The sequence below is a fragment of the Dictyobacter vulcani genome (genome assembly GCF_008974265.1).
Classification (GTDB): Bacteria; Chloroflexota; Ktedonobacteria; order Ktedonobacterales; family Ktedonobacteraceae; genus Dictyobacter; species Dictyobacter vulcani.
Window position 1 is genome coordinate 116425 of record NZ_BKZW01000002.1, and the last position, 24373, is coordinate 140797.

The following is a 24373-nucleotide window of genomic DNA, read 5'->3' on the forward strand; positions in this document are numbered from 1 at the left end:
TTGTTTCCCTTATTCCTCGTACATATTTTCGGCGAGCTGCTCGCATTCAGACCAACTCTCCGCGACGTTTCCCTGCATCTGCCATGGCGTCAAACGAGGTCCCAATTGAGTGGCAATGTCTATCGGAAATTGCCACTCCCCGACTTCAAATGTATCGCGCCCAACGTGTCTAAGGTGTGCAAAAGCCGCTAAGGTCAGGGCTGTGTGCCGCAAAGCGTATGGCTTCTCTTTATCTACGCGCCAGAAACCCTTGAGTTGCTGTGGATCGGGCCGCAAGATCCAGGCCAGTTCATGATAATCGAGTCCATAAAGATCGGCGATCAGCGCATCCAGCATACAACGCAGACGCAGGCGTTCATGCACAGTGAGGGCCCATAGCTGCCGCCAGTGCTGCCGGCCCAGTTCTGGATAAAGCAGCCGTAATTCCAGCCACTGAGGCGCATAACATGGCATGATCAGATTCAATTGAGCCGCCCATTGCACGCACTTACTCTGGCAGAGTAGAGAGGGTGGAAGCAGCGGCGTTTCGGCGATGATAAAGTAGTTAAGGTGGAGGCCACTTAGACGACAACGCAACGCGTAATCATAGACAAACGAGTTCAGGTTCGCCGCCAGCGCCGCCACGCTAGCGATGTCAGTATTGGCAGGTTGCAGCACCGGAATCACATTGCCGCAGGGAAATCCATGCAGCATACTGGCATACATTGAACGCGTATTGCTGGCCGAACAGATATCCATAAAGCCAATTTTGTTTCCACTTAAAGCTTTGCCACTGGCCTGATATGTCGCCAATGCCATCAAGTATTGTGGCTGGATACGCTTGTGTGTAAAAGGAATATCCTGCCAGACAGCTCTGCGTCCTCTTCCGCTGATCCATCCCTTCTCACTGGGATCAAAGGCGCCGATCATACGTCCTTCATATAACGGTAATGCGCGGCGCTGCTGTGGATCGTGCCAGCAACTAGAGTGGTCGGATCGGTAGCCTTGCTGCTCCCATTGGTGGCGGGAGGAAAAGAGCATGGAATCGCTGGTCATATCAAATTCACGGGCATAGCGAATACGCCACGTTCCCTCCAACTGCTCTCCCAGGAGTACCGCGTGGGCATAGAGCTTTTCCAGGATCGCGCTATCCTGTGACTTCTGTACCTCAAGGATCACCAACGAGCCAGGACTTAAAGTGGCGATTTGCTGGCGGGATAGCTGGAGCATGTCTTGTTCAGGACACTCCAGGGCCGCCAGTTGTTCTTGATTAAAGAGAGCGGAAATATGGCGGCTTGTGCCACCTTTCTGGATCAACACAAAGGCGAACTTAAACGAGCTATGAATTGGGAAGATATGGCGGCGATTCACAAAACTAATTAATAAGCGCCAGGTACAGTGATCAAGGAACAGCCGTCGCAAAGCTGCCGTGCCCTGATCACTATAGATGCCAGCCGGCACCAGCATGCCCAGATATCCCTGCGGCTTGAGCAGATAGTGGGCCAGTTCCAAAAACAATTTATAGGTGTTAAAGTCGCCGCTCCCCTGATAGCGGAACGGCGGAGTGGCGGCGGCCTGCGCCAAAGATAATTTATCGCTGGCCGTGCTCGCATGTTTAATCCAATTGCTGATATTTTTATAGTACGCCTGTCTGGCTAACCAGGCGGTTTCAATCTCCTGATCCACCTGAAACAGATCCTGTTGCGCCGACAATGCTTCCTGTTTATCGTAGGCAAGATAGCCCGGATCATACTCACTAAAAAACTCACGCGATCCAGGCTTAAGTGCCTCCCAGGGCGGATTCGCCAGGCAGGCATCAAAACCCCAACTGGCGGTCTGAAAGATCTCGGGAAACTCCAATTGCCAATGGAAAAATCGATGTTCAGCCACCAGTTGTGCCACCAGGTTATCCGCCATAGGATTCTCTTGAGAGCGCATCGATTCAGATGGCCAGAACCAGCGCGCACACCAGCGATCATGGAACTGCTTCCGTTCATTATAGACAGAATCTTCAACAGTAGTTTGATAGACAGAATCTTCAACAGTAGTTTGCTCCCACGCGCCAATTAACGCGTTGCCAGTCTTGATATGTCCATCCACACATGTCAGCGCCATCCGCCGGTCCGCGACCTCCAGCCACAGACTTATCCGTGCCAGTTCAACCGTAAAAGGACAAAGATCAACCCCATAAAGACAGTGCGCGGCAATCTGCCTGCGTAGATATGTTTCTGAACCAGCAAACTGTTCATCATAATAGCGATATGCTTGCTGGAGCGCAGTGGCAAGATAATCGAGCGCACTGGAGAGAAAAGAGCCCGTGCCACAGGCGGGATCACATATCTTCAATGCCAGAATAGCCTGCGGTGGTCGTGGTATACGCTGGCCAGCACTATCTGTTGTATACACCAGCGGTTCCAGCGTACGCTGCGCGATCAAACGAGTCAACTGCGACTGCGTATAAAAAGTACCCGAACCTTTGCGCCTGCCTCCACGCCGCGCCAGATAAAAAGTTGGCTCCCCCTGATCATCTAGATAGAGACGAAAATCCAACATACGCTGATAGATCTGGCCGATAGCTTCAACATGCAGGACCGCAAAATCAACAGGCTGACAATGTACATATGTGAGCACTGTTAGCAACCTGAGCACACGCTCATCCGAGATCCTGACCACTCCCTGATCTTCAAACAGCGCCAGAGCTCGCAGCACACCATCGGAACTAGCTTGATCGCCAGCGTGAAACAACATGCCGCCTGTTGAAAAATCCGGCATATCTCCCATGGATTTCCTATAAAGGAGCGTGAAAAGTTTGCACAGACACGGCCAGGCCGATGATTGGTGGGATTGGGGAGGACTGTGCAACCGCTCGTAGAGTGCGGCAAGGCTGTCGTGCTGGTAATCCTGATGAGCGATAGGCACGAGTTGTCGTGCTTCCATAAACAGTAGCACCACACAGCGCATAATCAACTGAATCATTGCCTGATAAAGATCATCTAGTGCCTGACGTCGGGACAACAATGTACCATCTGGCTGCTGGCGCAGGCTGGCGATAAGCTGATAGTGACATATGTGCGCGGCATTTAATTCCTTCAGCAAGATCCCTAACACAGCCTCGACCTGCTCGCCAGTCGCAAAATATGCTATAGCTCCATCTACACTCGCCATCTCACGCCTCCCATCCCACTCCCACTACACCCAATAGCGCTATAAAGACTGCCTATTCATTATAGTTAGCCTGCCTAAAAATCGTGACTCAAACGGCACGGAAGCCAAAAACATGTTCATTCAGTGAGAAGCATGGTACGTGACACTCCGCACGCCCTGAAGGGGCGGCGGCTTCTTCCACTCCTGCGTACGCCACTGTTCGAGATAGATAGCGTTGCTACAACTCACTGAACAGAGGTAATGGGCGAGGAATAGCTGAGGGCGCCACCATCCTGGCGTGATCCTCATGGGCGGTGCCATGCCCCTTGCCCGTTCCGTGCCTCCGTGCTCGGCGGCGCGATGGGCCACCTTTGCTGTTGGCGTCTTGGGAACGGACAACACCTGATGATTTCTCATCCCTCTCTCCTGGACCCAGGAGAGGAGCGCGAGGCTTTTCCTGATGGTGAGCACGTGTACGCAAGCGCTGACCAATGACCACGCTCGCATTGCGATCGGCATGGCCCTTCATGCCACACGCAGGACACCAGGCCAACGGTGCCCCAGGGGTGTAGCCTGCTGGCTCGGGCCCCTGCTTGGCATGGTAACGTACAATCAGGCCATGACAACGGGCGCATTCGCGGCTCGTGTTGCGCGGGTTCACCCGACTCGTGATCATGCCCTCGTTCCACGCTTTATATTTGGCATTGGTGAATATACGCCCCTTCATCCAGAAGGCTCGTTTGCTGTTCCCTCGGCGACTGTAGCGGCCTTTTTGCGGCTTCAGGTTGCCCAGGTGTTCAAATACCAGCACACTCGCCTGATGCTGACGAGCAAAGTGCACAATGCGCGCACTGATCAGGTGTGCCACCTGCTCATCCACATGACGGATTTTCTCCCATAATGCCACATTATCGGGTTCGTTTTCGGCCAGGATACCCGTCTTACGACGGTTGCGGGCGATCCGACCAAGCAGCCACTTCCTACGGCCATTTACGCGTTTGCCGCCACTGAGAAAGGTGGTGGCAACGGTCGAGCCGTCGGCTGTTTGGATCGTACAGACCGCCAGATGATGGTCGAGATTGAGATCAATGGCACAGATGCGTGTCTGGGCATGAGCCAGTTGCACAGCCACCTTCCCCGGACTGGTGAAGGTCTTTTCGACCGGGGTATGCAACCGCCAATGTGAGCCATGGCGAACCAGCGACGGACTCCCGGGCTCATAGCCATCGGGCAGGTCACGGCTCAAGAGCCGAACGTTGACCCAAATCCACCTCGCCCCTGTCCAGAGCTTGAGAAGAATGGAGGACGCAGTTCGCCCTTTCCACTGGCCCTTGTAGAACGTCGGCGACCGATTCCAGGTCCGCGGGGGAACCGGTGGGTGCTCGGTGAAACGCTTCTTTTTGAGGGCCGCTTTCTCTTTGCGCGCACGCCACTTCTGCAAGCTCGTCTCAAAGGCGTGGGCGGAGCCAAGAGCTGCGTGAATAGCGGCACGGCGAAAGAGGGCAGGAACCTGAGGAGCAATGGCATCGAGCGGCATCACCGGATCGGGGTTTTCTTCCGTCGCATGGGTCAATGTCTCAAGGGCATGCAAGGCTCTGTGTGAGGAAAGCAACAGCACCTGCTCGTGAGCTGTGATGACCTCAAAGTAGAAGGAAGCCACTGTGTTGAACAATGCCTGGGTGGTCGTAAACCAGGCAGCATACCGGGATGGATACTGCATTGCTTGTGTGATGGTTTTCGTTGCCTTTGCCATGCGATGACTCCCTCCCTTCCTCCCCGCTAGATTCCTTTTTGCGCATTGATATAGTGTTGAATGGTCTCAGCACTCACTGCACCAGCCGTGCTGGCAAAATAGGAACGGGTCCAGGTCGAAGGCATTTTCTTCATGATAGGGGCGAACTCCCTTCGTAAATGAAAGGACGTGATGCCCTTAAGTTCTTTCACCACATCAGCGGCACTTTCAGAAGGCCAGACGCGGATAAAAAGATGAATATGGTCAGGTTGAATCGCCAGGGTGAGAATACTCCACCCTTTTTCCAGACATTTCTCTTCGAGTATCTGTTGACACCGTTCTTTGATGGGACCCGTAAGAATGGCTTTGCGACGACGAGGACACCAGATGAGATGATACACAATAAGATGGACGCGGTGCTCGTCACGCTGATACTGCAATGTACTCGTCTTTTCCATTGTTGCAGTATACAGGAGAAAAAGACGATATTGCAACAAGCGAGGGCTAAAGCCCACGAGAAACCCGCCTATCTGCCTGGGTTCAAACCACAGCGGCTTGCGGCGGGTTACGCTTATGTCACAAATGAAAGATCGCGATACAAGAAATCGACGCGTTGACCCTGTATAGTTAGCCATGCGCCACCATTTACCCAGGTGCCCCATCTCCCTAAATCGGTCACAACAGGATCAGGAAAATCGTTTATTTCACGCGCAATAGAACGCACATGTTCAATATCTAAAGGGTTATCTGCCTCATAATAGAGGCCAATATCAAGATCTGAATCTGTTCTTTGCGTATTGCTCGCGTACGAACCGCCCAGGACAACCGCCTTCAGACCCTGTACATTTTTCAATTTTTCAACAATTTGCTGCAACAATATTTCATGTGCCATCGATTAAAATCTCTCTTTCAATGCATCAGCAAAAGTATAACACGAAAAACGAAAAAGCATCCTCAAAGAAACTGAAATTTGCACATTCTGGTTTCGCCACAACAAAAACCGTTAAATTAAACTATAAGAAAACTTGAGCTCAAAATAACGTACACGTGTACGTATACGTGTACATTATTTTGAGCTCACGTGACAAAAAAAACCGTACCGGCAGCCTTCATGGCTAATACTTTTCACTTAAGGGATTGAATGGCTGAAATGATAGCATGACGGTGAAGGAATACCTTCTCAAAGGATCAAGAGAGGTAAAACGTGTAGGTTCGCTTTTCTTGATCCTTTGAAGTCACTGGGCCTCTGATCGGCTCAGATGCTTTCGTCAATCTCGTCCAGAAAAAGGCTTACGTGAAACGTATTAGCCTTCATGGCAGCAACCCGTTCACGTCCGAGCACCTCCCCCCAACGTACCGGCAGCGCTCGCCGCCAATACGTTTCGGTGAAGGAGATAACCTCAACGGTATGGCGTGGCGTCGTGTACGTGGAGAGGGCGCCACACGCAAAGGCCACACTGCTGCGTTTGCGCAGGCCAGCGTGCTCGAACGACGCGCAGTGCTGTGGCGCCTCCAGGGATCGTGTGTGCCGTGGCCTGCTCGCACAGCAATGTGGTGGGTGAGCGCGTGGATCCTCCCCGTACCTTCTCGAAGAGGATCACGAAACAGGATCCGTCTCGGTGTAGGCGCCACAGGCATGCGATGCTCTTTGAGCCCCTCGCTCCATGATCACGCCGCATGCCGGCCTCCGCGTGTGGCGCCCTCTCCACGTATGATCCGCTGCTTTTCTCCACCATGTTTTTTATGGTCACAAATGCGCCTCACCGAAACGTATTGGCGCTCGCCGCTGCAACCCGTTCACGTACACATTCCTATCAACTAATTTGCCACCATCCAGGACGTCTTATAAAAATAACAGGCACTCACCAGCTACAAAAATTTACCTGGCACCAGAAACGCTCTCAGAGGTCCGAAAAAGGCCTTGGAAAAATCCATCTACAACATGTATCGTTTAAACACCCTGAAGACCTTCAACGATTCTCACAATCGCAAACAAGATACTTCTTTTATATCCAGGCCAAACATTCATCCACCTACACATAAAAAATTCCAGCAGATTTTCTTTCTGCTTTTGTAAAATCCATCTCTAAATCTTTAGAAAAGACTATCAGACAACGTATACGTCTACGTATACGTTATTCCCCTCACAAAAAAACATTTTATACAAAATACTGCTGCAGGATCAGGTCTACGTGTACGTGTACGTGTACGTGTACGTGTACGTGTACGTCTACGTGTACGTGTACGTGTACGTGTACGTGTACGTGTACGTGTACGTGTACGTCTACGTGTACGTGTACGTCTACGTGTACGTGTACGTGTTACGTGTACGTGTACGTTACGTGTACGTTTTTTTTTTTGTTACGTCTACGTGTACGTGTACGTGTACGTGTAACGTGTACGTGTACGTGTGTTACGTTATCGTGTACGTGGTACGTGTACCGTGTAGTCTTCTGTCTTAGTTATGTGTTCGTGTACGTGTATTCGTGTACGTGTACGTCTAGTGTACGTCTACGTGTACGTGTAGTGTACGTGTACGTGTACGTCTACGTGTACGTGGTTACGTCTCGTGTACGTTCGTACGTGTACGTGTACGTGTACTGTCTTCGTTTACGTGTACGTTACTGTCTTACGTGTACTTGTTACGTGTACTGTGTACGTCTTACGTTACGTGTACGTTGTTACGTGTCCGTGTACGTGTACGTGTACGTGTATTCGTGTACGTGTAACGTGTACGTCTACGTGTACGTGTACGTCTACGTGTACGTGTACGTCTATCTGTTACGTGTACGTGTACGTGTACGTGTACGTCTACGTTACGTCTACGTTACGTGTACGTGCGTACGTTGTACGTCTACGTGTACGTGTACGTGACGTGTACGTGTGTTACGTGTACGTGTACGGTGTACGTGTACGTGTACGTGTACGTGTACGTGTACGTGTACGTGTACGTGTACGTTACGTGTACGTGTACGTGTACGTGTACGTGTACGTCTACGTGTACGTGTACGTTGTTACGTGTACGTGTACGTGTGTTACGTGTACGTCTACGTGTACGTTACGTCGTACGTGTACGTTACGTGTACGTGTACGTCTACGTGTACGTGTACGTGTTACGTGTACGTGTACGTGTACGTGTACGTGTACGGTACTGTACGTGTACGTGTACGTGTACGTGTACGTTACGTGACGTACGTGTACGTGTACGTCTACGTGTACGTGTACGTTACGTGTACGTGTACGTGTACGTGTACGTGTACGTGTACGTCTACGTGTACGTGTACGTGTACGTGTACGTACGTGTACGTGTACGTGTACGTCTACGTGTACGTGTACGTGTACGTGCTACGTGTACGTGTACGTGTACGTGTACGTGTACGTGTACGTGTACGTCTACGTGTACGTGTACGTGTACGTGTACGTCTACGTGTACGTGTACGTCTACGTGTACGTGTACGTGTACGTTACGTGTACGTGTACGTGTTACGTGTACGTCTACGTGTACGTGTACGTGTACGTGTACGTGTACGTCTACGTGTACGTTGTACGTGTACGTCTACGTGTACGTCTACGTGTACGTGTACGTCTACGTGGTACGTGTACGTTACGTACGTGTACGTGTACGTGTACGTGTACGTCTACGTGTACGTCTACGTGTACGTGTACGTGTACGTCTACGTGTACGTGTACGTGTACGTCTACGTGTAAAAAGCCACCGCTCTCCTGTTGGCGAAGATCATTAGGTAAAAATGAATATCTGCATGTATATATTTACTAATTACGTTATTTTGCATTGAATGGATGCAAGTTGTTCAATATAAAATTCCTATAGTTTTTATAAGAAATTTCATAGAAACGTCTGGAAAAAATACTATTGCGGAGGTTCCTGGCTTTGATTGGTGAGGTTTTTTGCGGAAGAATGAGTGACGTAGATAAAAGCGTAGGCTGAATGATTCATGAGTTATCCCGAATTTTGAGAACGGACGTTCAACCCTTGATGGAAGGCTGTTGAGGGTTGAACATTCCAGGCAAATAAAAATACAGGTCGGATCTCTTGAAAGAAGCGGCTTAAAGCCCATCTGAGACGATAGATGGGAACTTTCGCTTCTTTCTGCTTTTTCCCTGTTCGATGACAATACTCACGGAAAATCCATGTAATGATATCTCTGTAATCATCATTTAAAAGATGCAAAAGCAATGAATGGACGAGCGATATGATATGAAAAAACTTGTTACGCTTCTCCTTCTTCCAGATGCGAATCGTTTCAATCGCCAATTCACTCTTTTCATAGCGAAACACGGTTTCTACTTGCCATCTTCTGCAGTAGGCTTTGTAGATCTTCCATGCTTGCTCTTCCGTCTCAATACATCGATTCGTCACTAAATACCATGGTTCTCCTCCTCTTCTTACAATCACAACCCATAATGTTTCTGAATAGGATGCATGTCGTACCTGCATCCAGGTAATCCCTGTCTTGCGATTCTCATGCTTTACTGCATCCCAAATCATACGATGATCTCTTGATCTTTTCTTCTTTCCTAATTGACCTAATGAGTTCTCTTCCCCATTTTCATCAAAAAAATGATGCCCTTTCTTCCATCGAATCACGAAATCAACGTGCCGCCTCCACATCATCTCTAACCATGGACCACCAGCGTATCCCCGATCAAACACGTGCAATACATTTCTTCCCCACTCCCTCGCTACTTTCGCTAACATTTTTTTCCTCTTCCTCTTTGGTCGTTTGAGCATCTGGACCTCTTCTACTCCAAAAGTCCATCATTGCCAGTGATGGCTTCCCTTTCTCTCCTACAACCACACACGCTGTCCACTCGTATCCTTGCACAATGATCGGTTTTCCTCCTGGCTGATTAAATATTCCCTTCCGTGATTTTTTTCGCCTTGCTGCTTTACTTGACCGAACTGCACACAAATCTTCTGCTTTTTGGCTCTCTGGCTTTTCTATCTCACTTCCGTCCCAAACGACGAGAATCTCCTCTCCCTCTCTCTTTAACTCTTCATATCGCTCTTGGGCCTGATTCCATTGGAAGATCCTGATCAGCTCTTCACTCCATTTTTCCGATGTGAGCAGGCGATGAATCCTCTTTTCTCCTGCTGTCGCTTGTCTCCCGCTGAGCATGGTTGACCCTAATTCGCTGACCATCAATCCTGTTGACTGATTTCTAGCTTCGATAATGGTTCGGATCAGCTGGAAGAATGTCCGCACTAGCCGCTTATCCACATACGCGTCTAGCGGCCTGGCAAGCGGCTCCAGATATTCTTCCATCAAGCTGGTAACTCTCTGCAATTTTTCCTGCGCCTCTTGCCGCTTTGTTCCTGCTATGGCATACTTGAGTGACATCGATGTTCAAAGACCTCCTGCTTGCGTTTTTTTTTGGTAGTGCAAGTATAATTCAGGAGGTCTTTGTTTTCTTCTTTTCACCCCTTTTTTCTTACTCGAACACATGTTCTCAAAATTCGGGATAACTCATGTACAACGATCAGTTGGTTATAAATAGAGACTGGTAAGATATTCTAACGATCTTCATATTTCTGAAGAAGAGCAGTTACAGCTTCATTAATCAGAGATGTCTTAGGCAATTCACGCTGATATGCCAGATCTTCAAACCGCTGCTTGAGCTGCTTATCCATCCATAAGGTGATACGTTCATGCGTACTCTCGAACGGTTGAATATTTCGACGTCGTTTGACTCCAGCACGATTGTCTTCACCGGAGGCATCAAGGTCGTTGAAATATTCATCATTCTCTATATCACCTGCCAGAGGTCCGCTTAATTTTCTGGTTGATGCACTAAGCGTGTTTGCATCACGCCGTGTGGCAGCTTGCCTGGCTCGTGGAGCTGATCCTTCAGTCAACGATCCAGTGTTCGTTCGTGCTTTTGTGCTCGTTTGTGGCTTTACACTATCTCTGGATTTCTCGCCGCTATCAGCAAAATTCATTTCGTCAAATGCTGATGTCTGCTGGTTGCTAACCTCAGAATTTGAAAGGGATCCTTTTGTTGTATTTTCCTGAATCTGAGGAGCCACCGCTGGCTCTTCAGATTTGATCGATTCAACAGTTGGCGCAACCTCAGGCTCTATGTTGTTAGCTTGCTTATCACTGACAACGTTTTGTGCCTGGATCTCAGTGCGTGCTGGCTCGACTTCGGATGGAGCCAGCACGGCTGGTCTGGGTTCACTGGACTGGCTTGGGCGCAGTAAGGGGTTGATAAATTTCTTAGTGTCCTTCGGCACGCTCAAGTACCTCCTTTACCAATTTGCTATAGGCGATAGCACCGGTGCTATTAGGTGCATAATCAAATAAGCAGGCAATCTGATTATGGGCTTCTTCGACTTTAATATTACGAGGAATGACTGAATCAAAAACTAGTCCCTGGAAGTGTTCGCGGACCGCACTCAACACATCGGTGCTCAGACGAGTGTGATCATCCAGATTAGCAACCACACCAAAAATTGGCAGGCTCACATCCAGATTTTCGCGGAGCTCTTCCATGGTTGTCTCAAGAATACTGATACCGATCAAGGCATAGGTGGTTAATGCGATGGGAATGATCACATCAGTACAGGCAATAAAGGAATTTACGGTGAGTACACCCAGATTAGGCGGTGTATCAATCAGAATATAATCAAAATTTGCTTTCACCTGATTAAGCGCACGAGCCAGTTTGTGCTCGCGACCAGGTGCTGAGGCCATCAAAAGATCAGCTGCACTCAAATTAATTGAGCTGGGCGCAACAAATAAGCCTTTCTGGCCAACAGACTCAACGAGAATATCAGCCATTTTCGCGCCCTGGGTTAAGACATCAAATAATGTGAGCTCCTGATCCAGGCTTCCTAATAAACTATAGGTGCTGTTACTCTGAGCGTCAGTATCCACAAGTAACACACGCTTACCAGCGCGAGCCAGTCCATAAGCGACGTTGACCGCAGTGGTAGTTTTCGTAACGCCACCCTTATTATTGCAAAGTGCAAAAATTCTTGTCATGATTGCTGCTTTTTTTCCTTCCCTGACAGGGATAAACTCTGAACGGAGTTTCCCTTACGATCCTTTATCTATCAATATAATCTCAGAAGATTTGCCAGCGGCAAAGCACTCATGGCTATCTCTTTGATGAAAACCGTTCCTTATATATGAGGAGTGATTTTGTCATCGCAAAAGTTTAACCACTATAACTTCTGAAGCTGTTTGCTTACGTTCTCATTCATGAGCGAAAAAGCACTCTAGTTTTCTTACATTTTTATGAAGAAAACATTCCTTATATAAGGAACGGTTTTGCGCTCTCAAAACTTAAAATTACGTTTTTTTGATTTGAAATTTAACGTATACGTATACGTATACATCTACGTATACGTGAGCCTCTCTACAATAGAAGACGCATAGACTCTTGCATTGTAACATACTTTTTAGCGTAATCATGGACATAAATTGAATAAAATAAGCTCATTTTAACGTATACGTATACGTGTACGTCGACGTACACGTATACGTATACGCGCATTGCTGAATGTGCGGATCGGTACAGAGTTGTGACCTTTGAGAGCTCCATTTCCAGGATTTCATCAAAAGCGCATCCAGCTGTCATATTGACAGATTTTTCATCTTTGACCATCTGTTCTATGAATTTTTTTCCATCTCGACTATGAAGTAAAGCGAGCAGTTTTGTAGGGCGGGAGCCATTCCTACCAATTTCATCCAAAGATATACATGCTTGCATCCATGGATTCTTCTTTGTTCGAAGCATAGCTTAGATGCTGGATATGAAGAGATTTTTCATAGTCGCCGAAAACCATCAACAAGTATTGGATAAAACGCATATTTATGACGTGCGCAAATTGCCGTAGGGATGGGACAACAAATCAATGTGGCTATTTGGCTTTTAGAAGCCGAATAAGCGATGTGTGTTTTATTTTAGCTATAATGACTAGTCTGATTTTTTTAAAGCCATTTCCTGGGCTTCTCAGCGCTTTTCTAAAAATTGATAACAACGTCTATTTGCTTAACAACAAAGAAACAATCAACGAGAGGATGAGGAATTGCAGCAGGTATCACAGTTTAGACACTGGCTCCATAGGTTCTAAGACCATAAATTTAATGGAGGAAATGATACCTGCTGATATTGACCACAACTAGTGAGCACGATATTGTTTGTTCCGTATTTTTTTGTCGCTGGCAAGGAGAAGTCTCATTTCAGAAACTAATTGTGCATATGTCATGTTGGAGTAAAGATCTATAAGCTTGAGTGTGTCTTCATCTGCAGCTTCATTCAGATAATATTTACAGCGGGAATTGAAGTATGCTCCTGGTTTCTGTAGCGAGTCTCCACCTGGTTCATGCAGGGAGAGGATCGTGTCAATGAAGGCCGTTTATAATAGTCTCTGGCTTGTATTTAGCTAATAGAGACTCATTCATTTTCTGGACTCTCTCAGTATTTTTATCGTCAAAGATCTGAGTTATAAACTTAGCAGCATCTCTACGTAACGTAACGTTATTATTTATTTTATTAAATAATATATTTATATTACGTTTACGTATTACGTTACTGAACTCTTCCCCATAGGTTTCTGAGTCTAACTGAGTGGGTATGCGTAAGACTTTTTCTGGTTTTTTGTTATCGCTGAGATCAAAAAAATAATTGCTGTTTGTGTTTGCATCGGCCTCACAAGCTATTTCATCCATGTTTTGTGGCGTGACTTCTACGCTCAATGTTGAGTCTACCGAAGGCGTTGAATCTGGTAGACTCGAGTCTACCGGTGTGTAGTCAACGGTAGACTCGACTTTTGAATAGTCTACCTTGCGCTGCTTCGCGGTAGACTCGACTTTTGAATAGTCTACCTGGTGATTTTGCGAGTCTACCACTCCAGGTAGACTATTGCTGAATTGTGTTTCCCGATTAGCAGGAGGCTGATACCAATCCTCTGGATACTCATTGCGAGAGAACTTCTTTGTTTTCTGTTGTGCTACTGGTGCTGAATAGAATGCAATCTTCTGAGGAGCCTGTGGCACATATTCACGACCGGTACACTGAAAGATGTATTCGCAAGCCGCATCGCTATCTACCTGGTAGAGAGATGCTATTTTTTTAATAATACTGAGCTCAACTGACTTCCAGATATGGCCTTTTGTATGTGAGAGCAGACCAAAATTATGTAAGCGTAGATGATATGAGTTCATTTGCTCATAAAGCTCTTCGAAAAAGTCTCTTGGCAACCACATATCCTGCCAGTTGATAGTTGTATCCTCCAGTAGATCGCTATAAGCATAGAGCAGCTGAGTGACCGAGTCTACCGCTTGTGGATGGTTTGAGTATCCTTTTTCTTCAGAAAGGTAGACTTTTTTCTCGTCTGGAGTAGACTTTTCTGTCCGGGTAGACTTTTCGATGGTCTGCAGGTAGACTTTTTGATGCCCGAGTCTACCATCATGGTAGACTTTTTGATTTTCATCGCTATTTTGGGTTGAGATGATGGTAGACTCGGGCATAGAAAGGCGACTTTTTCCAGAATAGATCTCACGTGATTGCTTTTGCACCCCTGGTTGAGTAGCGGTTCGTGCACCTGGTAGACTTTTCTCATTTGTCCGGTAGGCTTGCAAGGGGAGAGCAATTTTCGTAATTACTTCATTGACCAGGCGTTGTGCAATATGTTGCCCCTTCGCTATATCAATGCCTTCTGATCTGATGACTTCTAGCATTGGCTTGAAGAGCGCCTGTTGTATGCTTGTATCGCAATCTGCGAGCTGTAGCTCCTCGTGTCCAGGCATTTGCGTGGTAGGGAGCAGATTGAGGGAAAGAAAGCGCTCTTTGACCTTCCTGGTGAACTGACGAACCTTGGTACGACTCTGTGTGATCAGGCTATCAAGTGCTTGCAGGTTTGCTGGTGGCTGATATTTCCCCAATGGGAAGACGATATGCAATTCATGATTATGTTTAAATTTACGTAACAGATTGAGTGCGCAGAAGACAGTTACATACTTGTGGGTTGTATCATATCCCCATTTGATGGTGCTGGCCAGCGTACGTAGTGTGCGTGTGCTGATGACCGCAACATTTTCTGTTAGCTCTCCTAATTCTGGTAGAGCATGCTGTTTGATCGTGGCATGACGTAACACCAGTGAAAGAAATTCGAGACCACTGCTTGGAAATAAAAATTAGCAATGATTGTCAGTGTATATGGATCTACCTGCTCATAGTCAGTGTTGTGGACAGCATTCGTGGCAAGCGCTGGCAGAGGACCCTCTATCCTCGGCGCTTGCCAATCTTGTCCATCGATTATACTTGGCTGCATATACATTTCCGCTTCCTCATTGACGATGTTCAGTGGTATGAAACCCTTATACCCCCCTGTGCCGTTGCCCATGCTTTCCACACTTTCCACTTTACTTCCCATTTCCATGCCCCTGATATGTATTGAATACTACCTGGACTGAGTATTGTCTGAACAGTGATATATCTGGTTAAAAAGGCTCATATTTTTTTTCGGATAGTACTACTGTATGGTTTTTTCTCTTGACCAATTGTGCACTTTCCGCCATGTTGCTATTTCAAGTCGTGATGTACATAGTACATTGCAAAATCGCTTTTTGCCAGTGGTAATGTGGTTAAATGTGCACCTACTACTCTGACCATTTTAAGCTCAGAAATGCACCTAACAATGGTGGGGTTTTCTCCCAACCCTGGTGGGGTTTTCTCCCAACCCTGGTGGGGTTGCCGTTTTTGAGCACAGTACTTCTGGTATAATCGTCGCTTTTCGTGTGTTTGCTCCCTTGCTTTGTATCCAACCAGGCGGTGTTACGGTCGTTATGCTTTGATTCTTCTGAAGTTATGAATGCCAATTTATTCATTTAGTGCAGAAGGAAAAATCGACAAAAATCGATTTTATACAGGCCTGTGTTATACAAATCATTAAGAGAAATCATCAACTCAACATCACAATCAGTAGAAAATGCACCGAACCCCGGTGGGGTTGGTGGGAGGTTTTTGGGAGGTTTCGCTACCCAAAAATTGCCGAACCCTGGTGGGGTTTTCTTCTTCTTTCTCACAAAAAAATCATCGCTTAATGAGATTATATTCATCTATTTTCAGCGAAGAATGCACCGGACCCTGGTGGGGGTAAAGACAATGTCACTCCTGAAGAATGCACCGGACCCTGGTGGGGTTTATCGAGAATTCTATCCTGAAAAATGCACCGAACCCTGGTGGGGGTAAGCGTTGCTTCTTCTGGCAAAAATGCACCGGACCCTGGTGGGGTTGAATGAACTTCTTATCCTGAAGAATGCACCGGACCCTGGTGGGGTTTATTCTGACTAAAAAAGGGCAGGTTGGCTCTTTTTTTGTGGGAAATGCGCCGAACCCTGGTGGGGTAATTTTTTTTGTTGCGGATGGATGTGTGTACTTATATATATGTAGAGGTTGAGCGTACGTATTCCTGCTCTTTTTCATCAAGTTTTCTGAGATAAGGTATGAGCACGCTGGAGGCGATGTGCTCTTTTAAGAAATGCGCCAGACCCCGGTGGGGTATATTGATGAAGTCATATATTTAGTATGCCTATATATAGGCACATATGTGATGAGTGGGGGCTTATATATATTAAAAGTGATGTTGTTGTATCTATTTGGATAGGTATGGAAATGCGCCGAACCCTGGTGGGGTTCATCGAGTTTCTCATTCTGGAAAATGCACCGAACCCTGGTGGGGGTAACTATTAGTTCTCCTGGCGAAAATGCGCCATACCCTGGTGGGGTTCATCGAGAATTCTATCCTGGAAAATGCACCGAACCCTGGTGGGGGTAACTGTTGATTCTCCTGGCGAAAATGCGCCACACCCTGGTGGGGTTGAGTGAGATGCCTATCCTCAAAAATGCGCCATACCCTGGTGGGGGTCAAGAGGGCACCTTCTTGAAAAATGCGCCGAACCCTGGTGGGAATCAAGTGCTGCTTTTTTAGTGGCGGCATGGCAGAATTTGTGTCAGAATGTCAATGAATATGGAGCAGGCATGACAGAGTGTATTTTGATGGTGATGAGGAACATGGATTGATTCTGGTTAGGAATATCGCCGAATATGAATATAAAAAATGCGCCATACCCTGGTGGGGGTGTGGCGCGGATGGCTTTATTTGCTAGGGAGTTTCGCGATAGGCAAGCTTATTTTTCCGGTAAATGCGCCATACCCTGGTGGGGAGACGCCTTACTGCTGCTCACGTTCTCGGGTTCGCGTTTTATTACGGACGCGTTTTCGTAATGGATTGTTCATGGCCTGGTATTCCTGGATCAGTTTGAGGGGTGGTAAGATCTCCCAGCGTGATGCCAGCCAATCTTTGCTCCAGCGAGTTTGATTTCGATCTACATCTGTAATGCAGATCTGCTTGCCAATAATCCCCATGCTCTCAAGTTTCTCTAAAGAAGCTTCGATCCGTGGTACGAAGCGCGACGTCATATGCCGTTCATCGACTTCTATCATGCTGGCAGCCAGGAGCTCTGACATCATAATTGGGGTGCTGAAGTCTCCTTGTTTGGCTTGCTCGCGCCAGCGCTCGGTCATATACAGTGCAATTCGTAAGGCATAGCGATCATTTTGTGGATTGAGTTTAAAGATCTGGCTATCTACTTCTGCGAGATAATAGTTCTGGTGTTGTTCATAGGTGCTGATCCAGTCGCCCGGGGAAACCAGGAAGCCAACGATGATTCTTTCGTTGAGCAGGGTTTTGCGGCTGACAACTGAATAGCGCATATAGGTACCATCAACCTGGATTGAAACTGATTTTCCTTTGACGGTGATCGTGCAGTTACCTCGGACATTACATGAGGCAAGCAGCGCCAGATCTTGCAGGACACGCTGTTTCTGTTCTGTTCGATAGCCATCCGTATAGCGTTTGGTGGTGCCAGGATGTGCCACCCGACTATGCTTTTGTACGCCTTGCCACTGGAGAATTTCTTCCAGGAGTATGGCGACACTTCCATTTTTCGAGACACGGTCGTTGTGTCGGCGAATATTCCAGAGTCCTAATACAATACGGGCCGTTAACACTGTACTTTCACTCAACTGGCGAATTTGTTTTAATGCCTGTGGGATCTCCAGTGGTCGCTCAGGTGTCCCTAAATATACTTCAAGGGTATTAGACGCTAAATAGGAAATTTCGCCGTCTCCTGGCTTCCACATGTTCTTTTGTGCCAGTGAGGCTTCCCGGACCGCCTGGTCTGGCCGATAGTTGGTGATTTTAATGTTCTCTGGAATATAGGGCGTGACATTTTCAAATAAGGTATTTTCACTCTCGATTTCAACGCCATCCAGAATACGGGCGATATACTCGGTGGCCTCTTCCTCCGTCATGTAGTCAGTAATACCTGCCAGGGTCTGATCAAGGAGGGTGGATAGTTCGTTATCGCTCTCAATATCTTCGGTAAGTAATGCTTCTGTATCGTCGTTCGTTGGTACGAGATTAAGCTCCTGTTGTTGATGTTTTTCCATCAAAGATTCCCTTCAGGATACTTGCTATAAGTTACACAATTCATCACACCATGGCGAAAAAGATTGGTCCTCTTCTTATTGTACCGTGCATTTCCGCGTTCTTCAGTTTGTGTCTTTGTCGGAATAACAAATATTCATACTTTATGGGTAGGGTAGCATATTGGTTGACTCTTGTGAAGGGTGGGCATGTTGATTTGATTGGCTTGTTTGCTTGTTTACGCCCCAATGGTGTGGGAACCAAAAGTGTGCTGTAGAAAGTCGAGTGTTGTTTGCCAGGCATTTTTGGTGGCATGCGCGTTTCCTTCAGGTGTTCCTCCATAAGCATACCCCCGTGCCTGATTGATCGTGGTTGGCATATATGGATAGCCTGTTTTATGTCCGGCATGCGTATACATAATATGACGATGAGGATATGGATGGCGATGTGTGTTGAGTCGCTCATTGATCATTTCTCCAAAGACCGTTGATGGCCACATTTGATCGTCTTCGCCTGAAAGTAATAGGACTGGCGCACGTATTTTTTCTACTGCTATGAGGGCTTGTTCGAGATCGTCACGATGCTGTAAACTTTCCAGGTAGAGATCGCGAAATGCGATGGGAGCCTGTATCTGTTGTTGGTGGTTTACATAATCTTGAAATGTTGCAGTGGGGCGATACGGTAAAAATGGCACTGGCTTTGCTCGATAGGTCCAGGATGAGCGCTCGCTCCTATCTGCTTCGGTTGCTCCTAAACCTTGATGCACAGCGGCGCTGGGAGCATAACCAATAATGGCTTGAATCTCTGGAAAGGTTGCTCCTGCTAGTAAAGCGAGCTCTGCACCTTTGGAAATTCCGATAATCGCGATCTGCTTGCTGTTTACCTGTGGAGCTACTTGTAACCATTGTATGGCTGTCTGGATATATTCCAGTGGGACTTCTTGGAGCGTTTGTGGTAGTGGTGGAACACCGAAGTAGCTTAAAGCCAGGGCGCAGTACCCATGGTTTGCCAGCAGGGCAGCTTCCTGTATTCTGCTGACACCACTGGAACCGCTGAGGAGAATAACTCCTGGATAAGAACCAGGAGTTGAGGGCTGGCAATAGGTCGCAATGATTCCTTGCTCTTTTACTTCTCTGACGCTGCTATTGGCTGATAAGAAAGATCGTCTATATAAGAGATCAATATGTGAATAATTTTTGGTTGCGACGTTGAAATAGATGGCGAGTGGTTGCAATGTGGTTTGAGAAAAGAACGCTTGTTTTCTCTCTTCTACCAGAGGATGCATCGACCAGAAGAGTCCCATTGGATCTATCTGGCTATAGGTTCCTGCCAGTGGTGCCTGTGTCGCAAGGTTGACGTTGCCATGTCGATCGGCTCGAAACGTGGCGTTTGCTTTCCAGATTACACCAGCCTCGTCTCTGGTGGTTGCGCTGATGGTTGCTTCTTGATGAGGTGCGAGGTGACTGAGCTGTAGTGTAACTTCTTGATCAACTTGTGCTTGTAGAGGCGTAATGTGTAATTTCATGTTCTGTGATGCACAGTTTGTATCCATATTATAAAAACATTCCTTGCAAAAGTAATATTCTTATAGTAATTCATACCATATTTGAGTTGCTTCATGGAAGACCTCTATCTGGCTGTGGTTAAGGGGAGGGGAATATCGTTGTACATATGTGTGAGTTGAAGAATGACAAGATTGTGACAATTTTGTGATTATATTGCAACATACGTGTTTTATGCTTCTGAAGAGTCATCTGTGATAGGACTCTATGTCCGCGGTGTGTGTAAGAAAATTAGGTGGTTAAATTATGAAGCAAGATATCATTCCTACTCAAGCTCTATCCGGGCCGCCAGCTTCTTCGCCTCGCTCTGATTCTTTGGAGATGAGGCCGGCCGTAACTATACCTTTGGGATCGCCTGACTATCTTTCGATTGGCTTGAATATTTTTTCGACTATGCTATTGCGTATTGCTAGCCGTATTAGCTTTCTTTTACTTGGGTTTTATCTGGGAGAGCATTTTGCTTCGGCAACCGTTGTAGTGCTGGTACTTGAGTCTTTTTATATCAGTGAGCTACTGCTATCTCCTATTGCTGGTAGTTTGTCGGACCGGTTGGGGCGTAAACCTTTTTTACTTATCGCTCCGCTGCTGGGCGCGCTGGCTGCTCTCTGTCTCCTGATTGGATCCCGGCTCTATCCTCATCCTGATGGCTCGCATTTAGATGCCCATTTATTGTTGTTGTTGCTCCTGATTCTGGGTGGGCGTCTCTTAGAAGGCGCTACCACTGCGCTGAATACTCCTGCTTGCCTTGGATACATTACGGATACGACTATGGGCTCTGATCGGTTACGTGTACGGGTGATGACGGCTTTTGAAGTAGCTACTGTGGGGGGGCTGGCGCTGGCGATCCCTTTTGGCGGTCAGGTTGCCAAGTGGTTAGGTACCTGGGGATTTCTGGTTGTACTTGTTTTCCATATTCTGAATCTTTTGCTGGTTATTTTCTTTGTGAAAGAAAGTCATCAGCGTGCGAACACTATTGCGGACCATGGTTCACTGGTTGAAAGCTTAAAGATGTTACGTGATAAGCGTATCTTTACTTTTTTACCTGCCTGGTTATCGGTGAATACACTGGTGGGTGCCTGGATAACCTTGATCGTAATTATGTTGACCTATCCTAATCCTGCTGCTGACATGCGCCATCCTCATCAACTCCTCTATGGAGGATTTAGCAAAGACATTGCCACATTAGTCTTTGGGGGCTTTGGTCTGTTTTTTCTGCTTGGTATGGGATGCTGGATGTTGATTCTGCCGCGTCTACGGCGCACGACGATTATGATTATTGGTTTGATCGGACTGGCGGTGTGTATCGCGGCCCTGACCGTGATCAATGGTCTGGGTGAAAATATGGCCTCTCTGTCCGCCAGCGCACACACTAACCTCCTGTTGCTGCTCCCGCTGGTATTGATAGGGGTTCTTCTGCTGAGCGGCTTTACACCGGCCTCTCTGACGCATATGGCGACCATCTCGGAGCGTAAGGTCGGGAAGCGAGGGGCAGTCATGGGCCTGTATTCGGTTGTGTTAGGCATTGGGCAGTTGATTGGAGCTTCTATCGGGGGGATGACCGTTGATCTTGGGGGATTTTATGGTCTGATGGGCTTCTCGGTAGTATTGGGTATTCTTTCTCTGATCAGTGTGATATATATGCGACGTCATCAACATGATTTGCTTCAATAGTATATTTGGAAACGTTCCTGCTGAAGCAGGTCAATCTGTGATGCTGCTGTACAGCGCTTGTTTGTTGAAAATACCTTCTTCAGGTGTATACTGATCTCTAGTGTAGTATTTATCCATTGCCTGAATGGTAGTAAAGGATGCGCAGTTTTTAGATTCGTGAATCTGTTCTCAGGTGGCTTTAATAGCGATTTTGTCTATTTCAGTGGGATATTTCATCCCTCTACCTGAGTCCTGTTGCATTCGTGATCCGTTACAACAAGAGAAGTGCATGACTGCCTCCTTGTAATAGGCTCATGCAGAACTTGAACACTATAAACATTAGTGAGGAGATATACAACAATGGCAGATATCGCATATTGCGTCAAGTGCAAAGAAAAAAGAGACATGAAAGAGGCTCACCAGATTACCATGAAAAATGGTAAGCCTGCTCTCCAGGGAACATGCGTTGTTTGTGGTACGAAATTGACCCGCATCCTTTCTAGCCAGAAAGCATAAGCTTCTCAGACTTTAAAGTCCCACTGCTTTTTTGAGCGTGGGACTTATTTTTTTATATTGATAGGCCTCCCTGCTTCAGAAGCAGGGAGGCCTGTATTTTTTTATCTGATGAATTGTTGATCCTATTTAGTAGTACACGGAGTAGGACAGGGAGCAAGTGCCGGGTTGAGGGCAACGGTTGTGTTACCAGTGCCGGTATTTTGCTGACCCTGCGTGGTTGGTTGTGTCGGATTGCTCGCTTGCTGCGTCGGTGGCGTTGGATTGTTCGCTTGTGGCGTTGGTGGTGTTGGATTGTTACCCTGACCCTGAGGGGTAGGCTGGCCCTGGGGAGTCGGTTGACCTTGAGGGGTAGGCTGACCCTGAGGAGTCGGCTGACCCTGGGTTGGTGTGGCTGGACAGGTGAAGTTAACCTGGTTGGTTGCCTTATCGAAGGCTACCTGACATGCCTGGCCATTGATCTGGGTGGTACCTGTACAACCATTAATCACGGTTCCGTTGACATTGCAGTTTGGTGTTGTGGCCTGGCCATTACCACCACCGTTGCCACCGTTGTTACCACCACCATTTGCGAGCGTGATTGTCGCATCTGTGGCAATGCCGTTCCCATCGGTGGTGACCTGAATTGGAGTTGTGGCGTTTAGCAGTTTGGCACAGTTGAGTCCTCCATCTCCGAAGCCAGCGTTGAAACGTTGTGCCAGGAAGGTAAAGAGTGAGTTCGCGGCTGCTGGATCGGGCGAGGGCCGGTTTTTGGTGAATTGAGCGTCCAGTTGGATACGTGCTGGTGCGATTGCCAGGTAGTTTTTACAGTAGGTTGTGGTGTCTCCTGCATCTGCCCCTGCACGTCCCGTTGGTAGCTGATCAACGCCACGGCGGTAGAGGTTCATTTTGTTGCTATCCTGGTTACCATTATTGAGGGCCATTGGATCACCCAGAGGAACAATCGCTACTGGCGCGGCCTGATGGGCGGCTGCCTGGAGTTCATTGAGTGGCAATGCCGGGACCATCTGGCCGTTGTTGGCGAGATCCGGGGCTGTCCATGGCTGGCAATTGAGCGCGCCATCCATGGCGATATCGAGCAAGCGATTGTCACTACCATTGATCTGTGTTTGCGCGTTCTGTTGCTGGGCGACATTGGTGGCTGTATTTTGTGCCATCTGGCCATTGGCCGTCACAAGGTAGGTTGTGGTGACGTTGTCGCTTTGATCCATGTCAATAACGGCAAAATCTCGTACCGTTGGGCAGGTCATGCCGTCGGCGGCTGTCCCGAGCGCTGGAACGGTCAGTTGCCCTTTTTGGATTGCTGTATTGGCACTGGCGAAAAATGCACGTGCGTTACAGTAGGCGAATTGTCCGAAAATGGAGTTGTTGGCTCCGTTTACGCAGCGTCCTGCGTTTAAGCTCCCATTTTGGTCTTGTAAGGTCAGGTTCCCTCCATTAAACCCAAACCATAAGCCAACAATCGCATTGGCAGGCAGGGTGGGTACCACAGGTTTGACCGCAGGCTGGGTGCCTTTGTCAATAACTAATGGATTATAGACAGAGATTTTCCCTGTTGCGGGATCTATCACAGCTCCCTGTACAAATGCAGCCTGTCCCGCGTTTGCCTCGTTGCAAGGGCCATTATTGGCATCGGTGGCAACGAGTTGATAAGGTGTGGCAAGCCCTCTTGCGGTTAATGGGTTACGTGGAACGATGAGTGAGCAATCTGCATTGACATTGGCGTTGGCGGCATGTGAGGCCAGGCGGGGCACGATGAGCACCATTCCTGCGATTAAGATCAGGAATACGGTGATTCCTGCTCCTATCAGCATCAAGGGCGAGAAACGTGGTGTGCGCTGTTTTGGAGTCATGCCTGGTCCTGTTTTACGTCTCGGCTTTGGTAGTGTAAACACTCTATAAAATCCCTTTCAACTCTTGTGCCAGTGTTTGTCATACGTACATGTGTTTTGTAAAGATAGTTGGCTAAGGACAACCGCTTGTCCGCTTAAACGGTTTTGTGGCAGTAATCTTCTCGTTTAAAATATGGCTTGTTTGACTGCCCCTCTTATTTCTTCTTCCTCTGTACTGCTTTTCTCTTTACCATATATTTCTATGTACGCATGTTTGTGTAAACTGAAACACCATGAATTACTCTGGTGCTTTTTAATCAGTAACTGTTTATGATAGTAGCATGTTCCAGTCAATCTTGGCTTTAGAAAGTCAATAAATGACAGAAAAGTACCAATCATGGTGGAGATATCTTAACCAGAAGTGGGATGAAATAACCAATTAGTACTAAAAAATAGTGTATCTGGCTATTGAATCTGGTTAACTAAATGCAATCTTTGT

16 protein-coding genes are annotated in these 24373 nt (G+C 47.4%); 2 read left to right on the top strand and 14 right to left on the bottom strand.

Annotated features, from left to right (window positions below):
- Positions 1–9: 9 nt before the first annotated feature.
- The 13 genes from KDW_RS18610 to KDW_RS18670 all read right to left on the bottom strand — a co-directional run bounded on the left by KDW_RS18610 (position 10) and on the right by KDW_RS18670 (position 19869).
- On the bottom strand, positions 10–3144 hold the full coding sequence (locus KDW_RS18610; RefSeq protein WP_151757486.1) for an Eco57I restriction-modification methylase domain-containing protein: 3135 nt from the start codon (positions 3142–3144) through the stop codon (positions 10–12).
- A gap of 217 nt (positions 3145–3361) precedes the next feature.
- Complete coding sequence (locus KDW_RS18615) at positions 3362–4876, bottom strand: zinc ribbon domain-containing protein (RefSeq protein WP_233097810.1); 1515 nt, start codon at positions 4874–4876, stop codon at positions 3362–3364.
- A gap of 26 nt (positions 4877–4902) precedes the next feature.
- Positions 4903–5313: an IS200/IS605 family transposase gene (tnpA, locus tag KDW_RS18620; RefSeq protein ID WP_151755659.1), complete on the bottom strand. Its 411-nt coding sequence runs from the start codon at positions 5311–5313 to the stop codon at positions 4903–4905.
- A 113-nt stretch (positions 5314–5426) separates the two neighbouring features.
- Positions 5427–5747 carry a nucleotidyltransferase domain-containing protein gene (locus tag KDW_RS18625; protein WP_151757487.1) on the bottom strand — a complete coding sequence of 107 codons (321 nt, stop codon included), beginning with the start codon at positions 5745–5747 and terminating at the stop codon, positions 5427–5429.
- A gap of 508 nt (positions 5748–6255) precedes the next feature.
- Positions 6256–6456 carry a hypothetical protein gene (locus KDW_RS18630; protein ID WP_162005377.1) on the bottom strand — a complete coding sequence of 67 codons (201 nt, stop codon included), beginning with the start codon at positions 6454–6456 and terminating at the stop codon, positions 6256–6258.
- 2360 nt (positions 6457–8816) lie between these two features.
- Entirely contained in the window at positions 8817–9575 is a 759-nt protein-coding gene (locus KDW_RS18635) for a transposase (protein ID WP_162005378.1), read from the bottom strand.
- Positions 9523–10143, bottom strand: coding sequence for a hypothetical protein (locus KDW_RS18640; RefSeq protein ID WP_151757490.1), 621 nt, complete (start codon positions 10141–10143; stop codon positions 9523–9525). Before KDW_RS18640 ends, KDW_RS18635 begins: the two co-directional genes overlap by 53 nt.
- A gap of 248 nt (positions 10144–10391) precedes the next feature.
- Positions 10392–11111 carry a hypothetical protein gene (locus tag KDW_RS18645; RefSeq protein WP_151757491.1) on the bottom strand — a complete coding sequence of 240 codons (720 nt, stop codon included), beginning with the start codon at positions 11109–11111 and terminating at the stop codon, positions 10392–10394.
- On the bottom strand, positions 11095–11862 hold the full coding sequence (locus tag KDW_RS18650) for a ParA family protein (protein WP_151757492.1): 768 nt from the start codon (positions 11860–11862) through the stop codon (positions 11095–11097). The genes KDW_RS18645 and KDW_RS18650 overlap by 17 nt, the downstream gene beginning before the upstream one ends.
- Positions 11863–13227: 1365 nt before the next feature.
- A complete protein-coding gene (locus tag KDW_RS18655; RefSeq protein ID WP_151757493.1) occupies positions 13228–14982 on the bottom strand; it encodes a hypothetical protein in 1755 nt (584 codons plus the stop codon).
- Positions 14937–15158, bottom strand: coding sequence for a hypothetical protein (locus tag KDW_RS18660; RefSeq protein WP_151757494.1), 222 nt, complete (start codon positions 15156–15158; stop codon positions 14937–14939). The genes KDW_RS18655 and KDW_RS18660 overlap by 46 nt, the downstream gene beginning before the upstream one ends.
- Before the next feature lie 1901 nt (positions 15159–17059).
- Positions 17060–18340: a hypothetical protein gene (locus tag KDW_RS18665; protein WP_151757495.1), complete on the bottom strand. Its 1281-nt coding sequence runs from the start codon at positions 18338–18340 to the stop codon at positions 17060–17062.
- Between the two features lie 215 nt (positions 18341–18555).
- Positions 18556–19869: an acyl-CoA thioesterase/bile acid-CoA:amino acid N-acyltransferase family protein gene (locus KDW_RS18670; protein ID WP_151757496.1), complete on the bottom strand. Its 1314-nt coding sequence runs from the start codon at positions 19867–19869 to the stop codon at positions 18556–18558.
- 256 nt (positions 19870–20125) lie between these two features.
- Here KDW_RS18670 and KDW_RS18675 point away from each other — a divergent pair, with 256 nt between their 5' ends.
- Both KDW_RS18675 and KDW_RS35065 read left to right on the top strand, forming a co-directional pair.
- A complete protein-coding gene (locus KDW_RS18675) occupies positions 20126–21550 on the top strand; it encodes an MFS transporter (protein WP_151757497.1) in 1425 nt (474 codons plus the stop codon).
- Between the two features lie 339 nt (positions 21551–21889).
- The gene (locus KDW_RS35065) at positions 21890–22045 is read left to right on the top strand and encodes a DUF5679 domain-containing protein (protein WP_201364053.1); all 156 of its coding nucleotides are present in this window, start codon (positions 21890–21892) and stop codon (positions 22043–22045) included.
- A 122-nt stretch (positions 22046–22167) separates the two neighbouring features.
- On the opposite strand, the gene KDW_RS32970 is transcribed toward KDW_RS35065, so the two are convergent.
- Positions 22168–23937, bottom strand: a complete 1770-nt coding sequence (locus KDW_RS32970; RefSeq protein WP_198925366.1) for a hypothetical protein — start codon at positions 23935–23937, stop codon at positions 22168–22170.
- Between the last annotated feature and the right edge of the window lie 436 nt (positions 23938–24373).